The following is a 13,287-nucleotide window of genomic DNA, read 5'->3' on the forward strand; positions in this document are numbered from 1 at the left end:
AAAACCCCACTCATTCAAGCAGGGTTTTCTTTTAAATTCAAGTAACTAAGACTTTAGTGTTGCAACACCGAAATATCCGCAACACTGGTAAACAAATCACGTAACTGAGCTAGTAAACGTAAACGGTTTGCTTTCAAGTCGCTATCATCTGCCATCACCATAACGCCATCAAAGAAAGCATCAATTGGCGCACGTAACGCAGCTAACTTAGAAAGTGCAGCCGTGTAGTCTTTCGCGTCCAAAAGCGGTTGAACTACAGGCAGAATAGCTTGAATCTCTGCATAAAGTGCTTTTTCAGCATTTTCAACTAACTTAGATTCAACAATTTCACCCGTAGGTGCAGCTTCTTTCGCCAAAATATTTGCAACACGTTTATTCGCAGCAGCCAAAGCAGCCGCTTCAGGCAGGCTACGGAAATGATTTACCGCAGTCACACGCTTATCAAAATCAAGAGGTGATTTTGGAGAAAGCGCTTGAACAGCTTGGATCACATCAACTGCAACGCCTTGGTCTTCATACTTGGCACGGTAACGACCTTCAAGGAATGCAACAGCATCCGCCAAAGTCTTGTCATGGTCTTTCAATACATCGCCATAGGCAGCCAAAGCAAGCTTGATCAATTCTTCAATCGAAACATCAAGATTATTTTCAGTCACTAAACGCAAAATACCAATCGCAGAACGACGTAAAGCAAACGGGTCTTTAGAACCTGTAGGCGCTTGACCAATACCGAAAATACCAGTCAAAGTATCTAAACGGTCCGCAAGGGCAATCGTAGTACCTGTTTTAGTTTGTGGTAAAACATCACCAGCAAACTTAGGTAAATATTGCTCACCTAAAGCTTCAGCAACTTCATCATTCTCGCCTTCAATACGTGCATAGTAAGTGCCCGCAATCCCTTGAAGCTCTGGGAATTCTCCCACCAATTCAGAAGTTAAATCACACTTTGCAAGAAGTGCTGCTTTTTCAGCATCGGCAGGATTTGCACCTGTGATTGCAGATAAAGCCACAGCCAATTTAGCAATACGTTCAGATTTATTCCATAACGTACCTAACTGTGCTTGGAAAACCATATTGGCGAGTTTTTCTTTACGAGATGCAAGCGGTTGCTTTTGGTCTTGTAAGAAGAAGAATTCTGCATCAGACAAACGAGGGCGTACAACTTTCTCATTTCCTTCAATAATTTGAGTCGGATCTTTAGACTCAATATTTGAAACGGTGATGAAATAAGGCTGTAATTTGTTATCGCTATTCACCAAACAGAAATACTTCTGATTATCTTGCATGGTGGTGATCAATGCTTCTTGAGGCACAGCAAGGAAACGCTCTTCAAAGCTTGCACGAAGCGCAACAGGCCATTCAACCAATGCCGTTACTTCATCACGTAAATCAGCAGGAACGATGGCAATCGCATTGACCTCATCCGCAAGGGCTTTAACTTGTTGATCTATGATCGCTTGACGCTCTTCAAAATTCGCCACAACTTTTGCCGCACGAAGTGCATCTAAGTAAGCATCTGCATTGGCTAAAGTAATCGCTTCAGGCGCATGGAAACGATGACCATAAGTCACATTCGCTGCTTTGTGATCTTGAATTGTTGCATCAACCACATTGTTATCTTTTAGTAATACCACCCATTTTACAGGACGAACGAATTCAGTACGGCTTGCCGCAGAACGCATACGTTTTGCAATTGGAAGATTATCCAGTGCAGTTTGTAAAATTTGTGGCAGTAAAACGTCAAGACTTTGGCCTTTGACATCTTTTAAGTAGCAAACTTTTTCAACTTTACCTGCTTGGAAAGTTGAAACTTGATCCGCAGTAATGCCTTGACCACGCATAAAGCCTTCAAGTGCTTTGGTTGGCTTGCCTTCTGCATCATAAGCCGCTTGTACCGCAGGACCGTCAAAACGTTTTTGAGTATCTGCTTGCGCAGCATCGACATTGATAATTTTCAATGCTAAACGACGAGGCGCTGCATAGGCTTCGATAGAATCAAAAGCCAAGCCTGCATCTTTTAAGCCTTTGATGGTTTCAGCTTGCAATGCATCACGTAAAGTTTTTAAGCTTTTTGGGGGAAGTTCTTCACAGCCGAGTTCAAATAAAACGGTATGTTTAGACATTATTTGTTCTCCGCTGATTTTTCTGCTTGAGCCGCTTCCGCTTCAACCTGAGCTTTCAATTGAGCTAAAACTTCATCACGTAAATGCGGTTCTGCCATCGGAAAGCCAAGTTTGGCACGTGCAGCCACATAACTTTGTGCAATTGAACGTGCCAAAGTACGTACACGTAAAATATAGCGTTGACGCTCAGTCACAGAAATCGCACCACGTGCATCGAGTAAGTTAAAGCTGTGTGATGCTTTGATCACTTGCTCATATGCAGGCAGTGGAAGTTCAGCTTCCATTAAGCGAGTTGCTTCCGCTTCATAGAAATCGAACAATTCAAACATTTTTTCAACGTTGGCATATTCAAAGTTATAGGTCGATTGCTCAACTTCATTTTGATGGAATACATCGCCATAAGTCACAGTACCGAATTGACCTTTGGTCCAAACCAGATCGTAAACTGAATCGACACCTTGTAGGTACATGGCTAAACGTTCAAGACCGTAAGTGATTTCACCGGTCACTGGGTAGCATTCAACACCACCGACTTGTTGGAAGTAAGTAAATTGAGTTACTTCCATACCGTTCAACCAAACTTCCCAACCTAAGCCCCATGCACCGAGCGTTGGAGATTCCCAGTTGTCTTCAACAAAACGAATGTCGTGAGTAAGGGTATCAATACCAATGGCTTTTAACGAGTCTAGATACAGTTGTTGGATATTGTCTGGGTTGGGTTTCAGTACTACTTGGAACTGGTAATAGTGTTGTAAACGGTTTGGGTTTTCGCCATAACGGCCATCTTTAGGACGACGTGAGGGTTGAACGTATGCTGCGTTCCAAGTTTCAGGCCCAAGTGCGCGTAAGAATGTTGCAGTGTGGAATGTCCCTGCACCCATTTCCATATCGTAAGGTTGTAAAATCACACAACCTTGTTCAGCCCAGTAGTTTTGTAAGGCAAGAATTAAGCCTTGGAATGTATCAATATGCGATATGGCGCGACTCATGCAGCATCCATTATAAATATAAGAAAAAATTGGTTCTAAGTATAAGGATTTTAGGTGGGAGTGGCAAAGTTTCTGTGCAAAATACAGAATAGTAATTTTAGTGATTACCTTTAGGTTTTTGGCGAAGGTTACTTTTTTCCTCCATGATTTGTTTATGGCTTTTTAAGCTGAGGAAAACAAAAAAAACAGCTGTGGGTAAAATGAAAAATAAGACTAACACTGTTAGGGTAAATACATCTAAAAAACGATGGGGATAAGAAATGTAATAAAAGCTGAGGAAGCCGAATAGCGTTGCCAACCCTATATTGAAGAGATTGAATTTATGAAAATGCTGTAATACTAAAAAGAGCAGAAGATAGGGGATATAGAAAAAACATAAATAGAATAAAAAAGCAGGAAGAATCATCATAAATAGATACAGCAAAATTTTGGCGTTGGTCACCTGACCACTCATGATTGCAATAATCAATGTAGCCATACAAGTAGCTGGTAGTCCACCAATGGGGGCGAGGAATAAATTTGCTGTTATTCCCTTTTTCGTTTGTTGTAGTGGTTGAAAGAGCTTTTTAGTAATGGATTTCATGTTGGCCTGATTATGATTTTATAGTTAGATTGGCACTTAAAGTAGCAAACTATTACGTTATGAAATAGCACCTGAGGGTGTGTTATTGCAATGCTTGAAAGTAGTCTAAATAAGGCATCAATATACAAAAAGAGAAACAATGAGAATACACATGATATTGAGGACAAAGCTGGCTTTCATTATTTCAATCTAATGGTATTTATCGGTGTTGTTATAATGAAGTGATGCTGACCGGGTTGTGCAGTTACAACAATATGTTCACTAAAGAATTCAGCAGAATTACTCATAAAAATAAGATGTAAAATAGATGCATCTTATTGCTGAGACCACGTATAATTTTGCACCAGTTGAGTGCGAAAAAATAGAAGGGTGGCTGTGTTTCATATGCAACTTGAATGGTTAAATACCTTAAAACCGAATTTTAAAGTGTTACCGCTAAAGGAAAGAATGCTCTGTGGTCTGGGTGCATTATTGGGTTTAGCCTTGTCTTCGCTTATCAGTTGGTGGGTGTTGGGGGGAATTAATGCATGGTATATCGCACCGATGGGAGCATCTTCTGTACTGCTTTTTGCTGTGCCTGCCAGTCCTTTGGCTCAGCCTTGGAATATGGTTGTTGGCAATATTATTGCGGGTATTATTGGGGTCAGTTGCGCACTCTATATTCCTAATTTAACGGAAGCATTTAGTATTGCTGTTGCATTATCTATTTTTTTAATGATGACGACAGACTCATTACATCCGCCAAGTGGTGCTGTAGCAATCACTGCTGTTCTGGGGGGAGATGTAGTACATCAGTTAGGATATTATTTTATTGCTTATCCTGTATTGCTTAATTCTGGGGTATTGCTGTGCATTGCAGTTGTCTTTAATCGTTTAATTGGGCGTCAATATCCGCAAGTTGCGACCCAGCTTAATCGGCGCTCCAAAGATCCAACACCAACTCAGAAAGTGACGATCCAACCCGAGGATATTCATCGCGTTTTAGCGAAAGAAACACAGTTACTCGACATTAGTGAATATGATTTACAAAAATTGATTTTAAAGGCCCAAGCTCAAGCGGATACGCGTTTTCAGATAGACTTACGTTGTCAGGACATTATGAGTAAGGATGTACTGTGCTTATACGATGATGAAGATATTCAGGTTGCTCTAGAGAAATTTAAACAGATTAATTTAATGAGTTTGCCAGTGTTGAATCGTGCAGGACATTTATGCGGTACCTTGGCTTTATATGAGGTCGTGGAGTGGTTTCAGAAGGCGACCGACTTACGTACATCTTGGCAAGATCAGGTGAAGCATATTATGAGTCGTCAAGTGGTGACCGTACAGCCAGATCAAGCACTGCAAGATTTAATTCCTTACTTTGTTGAGCGTTCTTTTAACTATATCCCTGTGGTTGAAAACAAAGTCTTGGTTGGTATTATTAGCCGAGCAGATATGATTGCAGCCTTATACCGCCAATTGCAGCATCGCTAAGTCGTGTAAATGTTGTAGGCAAAAAAAAGCTACGACACTTTGGGGGAAGATGTCGTAGCATAAAAAGAAACTTTTTTGAGACGAAAGACAGCGTTTATGGGTTGCGATGATCTGGGTTAACGGTACGCATTGTATTGTGATAACCAGCTTGAGCCTGTGGAGAGTGCTCAATATAGTCTTTTTGTTTCGGCATCACTAACCAAAGGATGAGATAAACCAAAATTCCAGGGAATGCGGCACTCAATAGTGAAATGGTGATGAAAACAATACGAAGTAAATTTGCGTTCCAACCAAAACGTTCAGCAATACCACCCATCACACCAGCAATCATGTTTGAGCGGTTAGAGCGATATAAACCAACATTGGCCATCTAGGTCTCCTTAAAATATAAAATGTGAGTTACTTGATGAACTCATACTTTAAAAATGGTGACACAAATACGTTTTTAAAGGTGCGGGAGGCAATTAAAAAGTAAAGTTATGTAACTTACGAAAAGCTTGGGTTTTATACGGATTAAAATGTCCCGCGCTTATGTATTCAGCTTTAGCCATGAAAACGAATTAAGTGTTAAGTATAGTGAATGGTTGGAATAGAAACTCATGATTTGTATGGAAATAAATCACGTTGATGTGGTGAGTGTGGAATGAACTTAAAACCAGAACATCAAGGGGTAATGGCTATATTACGACGAGGAATCGTGGTGGGGCTTATTGGTGTATCGCTATTTGGTTGTGATAATGGGCATTCCGAGGCATCACAGCAACATGAGCCTACCAGCATGAAAGATACACCTGCTAAGAATGAACATTCTGGTAAAAAGCTGACGGAAGTCGCTGGACGCGCCACCATGCAGGATGACTCAGATTATGCACCGCGTAAGCTCGATATTCGTGAGCAGCAGTTTATCGGCCGTTATCGTACACAAATTCAATGTGATGGCTATTTTTTCCCATGTGAAACAGGGAAAGCTGATTTTATTCTGAATTTTTTGCCCGATGGTACGGTACACCGCAGTATTGTCCGTTTAGGGAAGGTTTTTTCTGAAAAACAACGGCCAGGTTTTACACACTTAAATTATCGCCGTGATACGTGGACCATGGACAAAGAACGGACCGAGCTGATTGTGCATCGTAAAGAAGGCCTGAATTTCTATTATCGAGTGATTGATGCACAGACTCTACAGATGGATTTGAATAAAAGTAATAATTTAGATGAAAATAACCAAAAGTTGTATGCACGTGGTTTTCCAAAGTTAGAGTGGGCATATACTTTAAAACGTGAGCCAAATAACTAAGATATTGTATTCTATGGTCATTTATTTGCTAAAGCAGAGTCTTTGTTGATACTGAGATATATCGTAAAAGGAGAGATTGTTCTTTGAAGATAATGCTGAATATATGAAGCACTATTGAAGAATTATAAAAAAGAATTTAGATAAATGGTGGGTCGTCCGCGATTCGAACGCGGGACCAACGGATTAAAAGTCCGCTGCTCTACCAGCTGAGCTAACGACCCTGAGCAAGGTGTACGAAGAAATATTCGCTGAAAGTTTAAAAAAGGATTTTAAAGCATTCGAACCTGAGCAGGTTTGTAAAACAAGATTTTACAAAAAGATGGTGGGTCGTCCGCGATTCGAACGCGGGACCAACGGATTAAAAGTCCGCTGCTCTACCAGCTGAGCTAACGACCCATCAAGGGTATCAAAGAAGTGGTGGGTCGTCCGCGATTCGAACGCGGGACCAACGGATTAAAAGTCCGCTGCTCTACCAGCTGAGCTAACGACCCATATCATTTGATGGAGCGTATTGTAGCAAGATATGCATCTAGCGCAAGTAAAAAATCGCAAACTTGTTGATGTTTGATTATAAATACAACAAATTTGCGATTATCAAGTTAAAAAACAAACAATTTGAACTTAGAACCGATACTGGTAGGCTTGAATATTATCAAAGACTTCCTGTGTGATATCTGTATATGCACTGCTGTTTGGAAGTAAAACCAATAAGCGTTCACTGGTTTTGGCTGGGTCAAAAGCCTGTTCTTTGAGTTTGCTTTTTTGGTATTTAAATGTACCTGTCGTTTCGACCTGTTTTTGTATGCGTAAAAAGACGGGTACAGCATAAGCTGGAAGACATTTTTTAAATGTGGCAAACATTTGCGCTAAGTCTTGCGTATTGAGTTCAGCCCCGTCTGTTAGCGTAATTGCAGCCATCCCCGCACGACCGTTGGTGTTCGGTATTTCAACACCGTAGACGACTGCTTCTGTAATTTTGTCATATTCGCAAACCATGTTTTCTACTTCAGTTGTAGACACATTTTCACCTTTCCAGCGGAAAGTATCACCTAAGCGATCTACAAATTGAGCATGGCGGAAACCAATATCACGGACCAAGTCACCAGTGTTGAAATAGGCATCTCCAGATTTGAAAACGTCTTTTAAAATTACCGATTTATTTTTTTCAGGGTCGGTATAGCCATCGAAAGGGGAGCGACGGGTAATTTTTCCAATGAGTAAGCCTACTTCCCCTTTTTTGACTTTGATGCAGTGGCCTTCATCATCATGTATCGGTGCATTTTTCTCTTTATCAAACTGAATAATGGCATAAGGGGTTGGTGAGAAACCGACAGTATTGTCAAAGTTAAAAACATTGCTAAAGCCGACATTACCTTCGCTTGAGGCATAAAGTTCTAAAATTTCTTCAATACCAAAGCGTTGTTTGAATTTATCCCAAATATTGGGGCGCATACCATTGCCGATCATTTTAGTAACACGATGGCCTTTTTCTAGCTCAGATGGCGGTGCATCCATGAGGTAACGACACAGCTCACCGACATAGCCAATTGCTGAAGCATCAAACTTTTGTACGTCTTTCCAAAATGCAGAGGTGGAATATTTACGACGCAAAGCCAAGGTTCCAGCCCCTGCAATTACACCGCACCAACACACCACAATGCCTGTCGCATGATACAGCGGCAAGGTGACATACATGACATCATCTGGGCCAAGGTTAAGCACGTGACCATAAGTACCATAAGCCAATGTCCAGCGACTATGTGTGAAAATAACCGCTTTAGGTAGGCCAGTTGTGCCCGAAGTATAAATATAAAATAAGCCGTCTTTACCTATGACACTGTTCGTGGTTGGTGTATTAAATTTGGCGAAGGTATCAATTTTTTCAGCAAGGTTACTAAAACCTTTTGGGGCATGAGCTGCTTCTTTTCGTGTTTCTTGGTCGGCAAACCAGTAGAAGCGATCGGTCGTAACATTTAAATCTTGGCGGATTTCATCAACCACCGCACGGCATTCCTCACCTACGATGACGGCAATTGGGTTTACTAGATTAATGCTATGGGCCAAAACTTTGCCGACTTGCGAGGTATTTACAAGAGAAGTGGTCACTCCAATTTTTGCTAGGGCAATTACGGTTGCCACTAGTTCAGGGCGGTTTTCAATCATCACAGTGATGACATCGCCTTTTTTTGCCCCAATAGATAAATAGTAGTGTCCAATCTGATTTGCCCATTCATTCAGCGCTTGGTAACTAAATTTTTGATCTTCAAAAACTAAGGCTAGGCCTAATGGATTACGTTTCACTGCTTTTTCAAAAGCAATGCCTAGTCCTGTCGGGGTGTTCGGCGTACGTAAATATGCTTGCTTTAATCCACTGAGTAAGTTGGGGACTTTACTGATGAATTGCGGAAGTTTTGCTGCAACGTCGGTAATACCAATGAGGTCATGAGATGGGTGTTGGCTCATATGAATCCTAATTATTTTATGCAATCCAATGCGTTTGAGTAGTGCTCAGTTTATACACTTGTTCTTTTAATCTTTTCGGTCTAGTGCAATCAACCTAATCCGACAAAAATAACAAAAAAACCTAGCCACTGGCATGACTAGGTTTTTAAAATTTACAGCTCTAAGGCGAATTACGACTCAGTTGGACTGGCCTTTTTCGGTGGACGCCCACGTGGACGACGCGGACGAACTGGCTTGTCTTTATCAGACTTATCTGATTCGTCAGCTTCTGCTGAAGTTTCAGCTTTCTCTGCTGCATCTTCAGTTATTTTCGCAGCTTTTGGCGCTTTAGTTGGTGCTACAACTGGTGCTTCTTCAACTACTGGCGCTTTAGGTTCGGCCTCAGCTGTTTCAGCGACTGCTGCCACAACTGTGTTTTCAGATTGAACCTCAGCTTCAACAGGACTTTCCTGAGTCGTTTCAACTGCGGGAGTTTCTTCGACTTGAGCTTCAGGTGCCTCCACTTGCGCAGCTGCAACAGTTTCTTCAGGAGCGGTCACATCAGCAACAGGTGCAGTTTCACGTGCTTGTTTCACTTGATCCAAGGCTTGTTCAGCAGCAAGTTTTGCTAAACGACGACGCTCGCGAGGGTCATTTGCAACACGCTTTTCTGACTCAGGCTTTGGTGGTGTTAAGTCCAAGACTGCAACAGGTTCTGCTTCAGGTTGTGCTTTGGCAACTTCAACATCACGTGTGACAGGTTTTTTCTCAGCTTCTACAGCAGGCGTTGAAGCTGTTTTGCTTAACGTTGCAGCATACTCTTCAGTAAATTTCTGAAGAGCACGGTTGAAGGTTGGAATTAAGCCAAATTGCTCAATCAACACTGAACAGTCTTCACCATAGACATGACGAATCAAGCTGCTGATGGTGTACTGTCCTAACGTTGGTACCTGTGAAGGTGTGAGTTTCGGTGCTTCAGCTTGCTGTGCCTGGGCAGCGCGTTGTTGGCGACGGCGTTGACGTGGATCATTGCTGGCACGTTTTACGCTTTCACGTGGTTTCTGCTCTGCGTGGTGTTCAGCTGGAGCTTCTACAACCTCAGGTGCTTTTGCTGGTTCAACCGTCTCTGCTTTTAGATCAACCTCTGCTTTCACAACAGCAGTTTGCTGAGGCTTGGTTTCAGTTGTCGTTTGAGCTGGTGTTAACGCCACGATTTCACTTTGCGCTTGATCGACATTGACCACATGTGCTGTTGTGATCATCTCTTGACGAGGTGCTTCAATCAGCTCAACTTTGAGTTGAGGTTCTTGAGCGACCACTGGCGCTGTTTCAACCGCTTGCTCGTTCAGGACGCTTGGGTCGCGGTGGCGATTTGGACGCTCTGGACGTGGTTGGTTGCGACGGTCACGACGTGGCATTGTATTTTGTTGTTCATTTTGAACATCATTACTTTGCTGTTGTTCACCGTGTTGGCGACGTGATGAACGCTTGTTTTCACGCGGTTCTTGGCGTTGCTGTTCACTACGCTCAGGACGGTCACGGTCTTGGCGTTGTTGCTCGTTACGCTCAGAACGTTGTTCATAGCGATCTTGACGTTGTTGCTCTTGACGTGGTACTTGCACAATTTCTTCATGAACTTGGTTTTCATGTTGTGCATTTTGCTCGCGAGGCTCTTTATGTTTAGAACGCTTTTTATTGTGGCGTGTACCGCGTTCCTCTTTCTCGACATGCTTCTCTTCACGGTGTTCAGATTTTGCATGTACAGGAGCAGAAGTCATGTACGCGTTATTGCTTGGTGTTGTTACTGTTGGGACGGCAACTTGACCAAATTGGCCGCGACTGACCGCACCACCATTGACCATTTGTTCAATGGCCGCAGCAGCATTGTTTGCAGAGCGTGATTGATCAACAGTTGCAGCTTGTTTTTGTACAAACAAGTTTTCTAACCAAGCACATGGGCTGCTGGATGCTACAGACGGTGCTGGAGCAGGTTGAGCTGTTTGTTGCGGATTATTATTGCGTTGCTTTTTATTGCCTTTTTCTTGTTGTGCAGGCACTGCCGGAGCGGCGTGTTGATGTGCGTGATCTGCACCATCCAAATGCCATTCTGATGACTCGTAGCCCAACTCTTTTTCGCTTGAACGCGTTGCTTCTGTACGTTCATAACTGGTTGGTGCAAAGCCTTCAGGGTTATACGAAATTTCGTAATGTGGTGTTTCTAAGTGTGGGTGTGGAAGCACAGTCACACGAACACCAGAGGTTTGCTCTAGGTAAACTAGAGTGTGACGTTTTTCATTCAATAAGAAGGCTGCAATTTCAACAGGCACTTCAACTTGAACTTCGCCATGACGTTCACGTAGTGCAATTTCTTCGACTTTACGCATGATTGAAAGTGAAAGTGAACGTAGATCACGAACCATACCTGTGCCATGACAGCGCGGGCAGACATAACCTGTTGCTTCTTCAAGCGAAGGGCGTAGACGTTGACGGCTCATTTCCATCAAGCCAAAACGAGACAGTTGACCGAATTGGATACGGGCACGGTCGCTTTGTGTTGCTTCGCGAAGTTTCGCCTCAACCATACGTTGGTTGCGGTCTTTGGTCATGTCGATAAAGTCGATGACAACTAAACCACCAATGTCGCGTAAACGCAGTTGACGTGCAATTTCTTCTGCTGCTTCAAGATTGGTATTGAGCGCTGTATCTTCAACGTCACTACCACGGGTTGATTTTGCAGAGTTAATATCAATAGAAACCAAAGCTTCTGTTTGGTCAATCACGATTGAACCACCAGAAGGCAACTTCACTTCACGTTCATAAGCTGTTTGAATTTGGCTTTCGATACCAAAATGAGCAAATAACGGTTCATTCAAGGTATAGGTTTTTAACTTGTCGATTTGACGAGGCATCACTGCTTTCACGAAGTTATACGCTTCGTTATAGGCTTGTTCTGAGTCAATTAAGATTTCAGCAACATCATCACGTAAATAATCACGAATCGCACGTGTCACCACGCCCGCTTCCTGATGAACTAACATTGGTGATGGACCAGAACTTGCTGTGTTTTGGATTTGTGCCCAAAGATCGAGTAAGTGTTGTAGGTCAAGCTGTAGTTCTTCTTGAGAACGCCCAATCCCTGCGGTACGAACAATTACGCTCATACCACGTGGAACATTGAGTGAAGCCAACATTTCTTTCAGTTCGTCACGCACAGAACCTGAAATTTGACGACTAATACCACCACCTTTTGGATTATTTGGCATGAGTACCAAATAGCGACCCGCTAAAGAGATGAAGGTAGAAAGGGCAGCACCTTTGTTGCCACGTTCTTCTTTCTCCACTTGAACCAAAAGCTCTGTGCCTTCAGTAATCAATTCGCGAATGTTTGAAGTTTGGCGTGGGTCTGCTTGATAATATGAGTTTGCGATTTCGCGCATAGACAAGAAGCCTTGACGTCCTGCACCATATTCGACAAAGACAGCTTCTAAAGAAGGTTCAACGCGAGTCACGTGACCTTTATAGATATTAGATTTTTTTTGTTCACGGGTACGATTCTCTAAGTCAAAATCGTAAAGACGCTGCCCAGTGACAAGTGCAACGCGAATTTCTTCGGCATGTGTTGCATTAATCAACATACGTTTCATGGGTGTAACACCTAATAGTGATACACAACAAATTATCGCTAAAACACGTAGCGAACATCAAACATCACGGACCAATTTTGCTCAGATCTCAAATAAACCGATTGTGGTCTGAGTTTTATTACCTGCCTTTTTGATCGGCTTCGGTTTTGATTCACATATTGATGATGGCAATACGGCTTCAATCTTTAAACGATTAAAGTCTCCTGCGCGTTTCACTGGCGGACAAGCGGTGCATTGGATGTAAGTAACTTTCACTGTCACATTTGCTCGAAGAGCAACCCTTCTTTTTGGATAGGGTGTCTTGATACGGAATTATCATCGTATCTTTACAACTGTACAGATCCATATGCATCAACGCTGTGGCCTGAATACGAGATCAGGGAGCGACTAATCTGATGTATATCAGTTTACGTTTAAAAACCAACTTGAGGTTGGTCACATATTTTTTTGGGGCAAACTGATTTATGTGCAGATGCACAATTAAACCTAACAGTTTGCAGTTTTGCCGATATAATAAGCCTTCGGCGTCGGCATAATTCTTTTGGGACCGTTCCAAGCTGAGTTGAGTTTTTCTTAATTATCCAATTTAAAATTGAAATGATTAAGCTTTTAACTCACTTATGGTGGTATCCGTGCGCTGACTATATCAAACCTTGTACCATCTGCCTATGGGCTAAGCTAGTCTTTCTTGTGTAAAGCATAGCCTAAGTGGTCATTTTTTATCCAAATTCCGTAT

Annotated in this window: 8 protein-coding genes and 3 tRNA genes; 2 read left to right on the forward strand and 9 right to left on the reverse strand. The window is 42.4% G+C overall.

What is annotated here, in order from left to right; genetic code table 11:
• Nucleotides 1-53 precede the first annotated feature (53 nt).
• The 3 genes from glyS to ACE01U_RS06705 all read right to left on the reverse strand — a co-directional run bounded on the left by glyS (nt 54) and on the right by ACE01U_RS06705 (nt 3,695).
• Nucleotides 54-2,123, reverse strand: a complete 2,070-nt coding sequence (gene glyS / locus ACE01U_RS06695; RefSeq protein ID WP_395579006.1) for a glycine--tRNA ligase subunit beta — start codon at nt 2,121-2,123, stop codon at nt 54-56.
• Entirely contained in the window at nt 2,123-3,112 is a 990-nt protein-coding gene (gene glyQ, locus ACE01U_RS06700) for a glycine--tRNA ligase subunit alpha (protein WP_086209633.1), read from the reverse strand. The genes glyS and glyQ overlap by 1 nt, the downstream gene beginning before the upstream one ends.
• Nucleotides 3,113-3,209: 97 nt before the next feature.
• The gene (locus ACE01U_RS06705; protein ID WP_395579007.1) at nt 3,210-3,695 is read right to left on the reverse strand and encodes a hypothetical protein; all 486 of its coding nucleotides are present in this window, start codon (nt 3,693-3,695) and stop codon (nt 3,210-3,212) included.
• Between the two features lie 375 nt (nt 3,696-4,070).
• On the opposite strand from ACE01U_RS06705, the gene ACE01U_RS06710 reads away from it, so the two are divergent.
• On the forward strand, nt 4,071-5,171 hold the full coding sequence (locus ACE01U_RS06710) for an HPP family protein (RefSeq protein WP_291372412.1): 1,101 nt from the start codon (nt 4,071-4,073) through the stop codon (nt 5,169-5,171).
• A 94-nt stretch (nt 5,172-5,265) separates the two neighbouring features.
• Here ACE01U_RS06710 and ACE01U_RS06715 read toward each other — a convergent pair whose 3' ends face one another.
• Nucleotides 5,266-5,541, reverse strand: coding sequence for a PspC domain-containing protein (locus ACE01U_RS06715; protein WP_086209631.1), 276 nt, complete (start codon nt 5,539-5,541; stop codon nt 5,266-5,268).
• A gap of 273 nt (nt 5,542-5,814) precedes the next feature.
• Between ACE01U_RS06715 and ACE01U_RS06720 the strand changes: the two genes are divergently transcribed.
• A complete protein-coding gene (locus ACE01U_RS06720; protein WP_395579008.1) occupies nt 5,815-6,465 on the forward strand; it encodes a hypothetical protein in 651 nt (216 codons plus the stop codon).
• Nucleotides 6,466-6,610: 145 nt separating this feature from the next.
• Here ACE01U_RS06720 and ACE01U_RS06725 read toward each other — a convergent pair.
• From ACE01U_RS06725 to ACE01U_RS06745, 5 genes are all read right to left on the reverse strand, one after another.
• Nucleotides 6,611-6,686 (reverse strand) — tRNA-Lys (locus ACE01U_RS06725).
• A gap of 99 nt (nt 6,687-6,785) precedes the next feature.
• A tRNA-Lys gene (locus tag ACE01U_RS06730) sits at nt 6,786-6,861 on the reverse strand.
• A 19-nt stretch (nt 6,862-6,880) separates the two neighbouring features.
• A tRNA-Lys gene (locus ACE01U_RS06735) sits at nt 6,881-6,956 on the reverse strand.
• Nucleotides 6,957-7,086: 130 nt separating this feature from the next.
• The gene (locus ACE01U_RS06740; RefSeq protein ID WP_395579009.1) at nt 7,087-8,928 is read right to left on the reverse strand and encodes a long-chain-acyl-CoA synthetase; all 1,842 of its coding nucleotides are present in this window, start codon (nt 8,926-8,928) and stop codon (nt 7,087-7,089) included.
• Between the two features lie 170 nt (nt 8,929-9,098).
• Nucleotides 9,099-12,551, reverse strand: a complete 3,453-nt coding sequence (locus ACE01U_RS06745; protein WP_395579010.1) for an Rne/Rng family ribonuclease — start codon at nt 12,549-12,551, stop codon at nt 9,099-9,101.
• Between the last annotated feature and the right edge of the window lie 736 nt (nt 12,552-13,287).

The organism is Acinetobacter halobius (assembly GCF_044130335.1).
Classification (GTDB): Bacteria; Pseudomonadota; Gammaproteobacteria; order Pseudomonadales; family Moraxellaceae; genus Acinetobacter.

Coding starts and splice junctions, on each gene's coding strand:
- glyS (WP_395579006.1), bottom strand. CDS start 2,123: ATGTCTAAACATACCGTTTTATTTGAACTCGGCTGTGAAGAACTTCCC.
- glyQ (WP_086209633.1), bottom strand. CDS start 3,112: ATGAGTCGCGCCATATCGCATATTGATACATTCCAAGGCTTAATTCTT.
- ACE01U_RS06705 (WP_395579007.1), bottom strand. CDS start 3,695: ATGAAATCCATTACTAAAAAGCTCTTTCAACCACTACAACAAACGAAA.
- ACE01U_RS06715 (WP_086209631.1), bottom strand. CDS start 5,541: ATGGCCAATGTTGGTTTATATCGCTCTAACCGCTCAAACATGATTGCT.
- ACE01U_RS06720 (WP_395579008.1), top strand. CDS start 5,815: ATGAACTTAAAACCAGAACATCAAGGGGTAATGGCTATATTACGACGA.
- ACE01U_RS06740 (WP_395579009.1), bottom strand. CDS start 8,928: ATGAGCCAACACCCATCTCATGACCTCATTGGTATTACCGACGTTGCA.
- ACE01U_RS06745 (WP_395579010.1), bottom strand. CDS start 12,551: ATGAAACGTATGTTGATTAATGCAACACATGCCGAAGAAATTCGCGTT.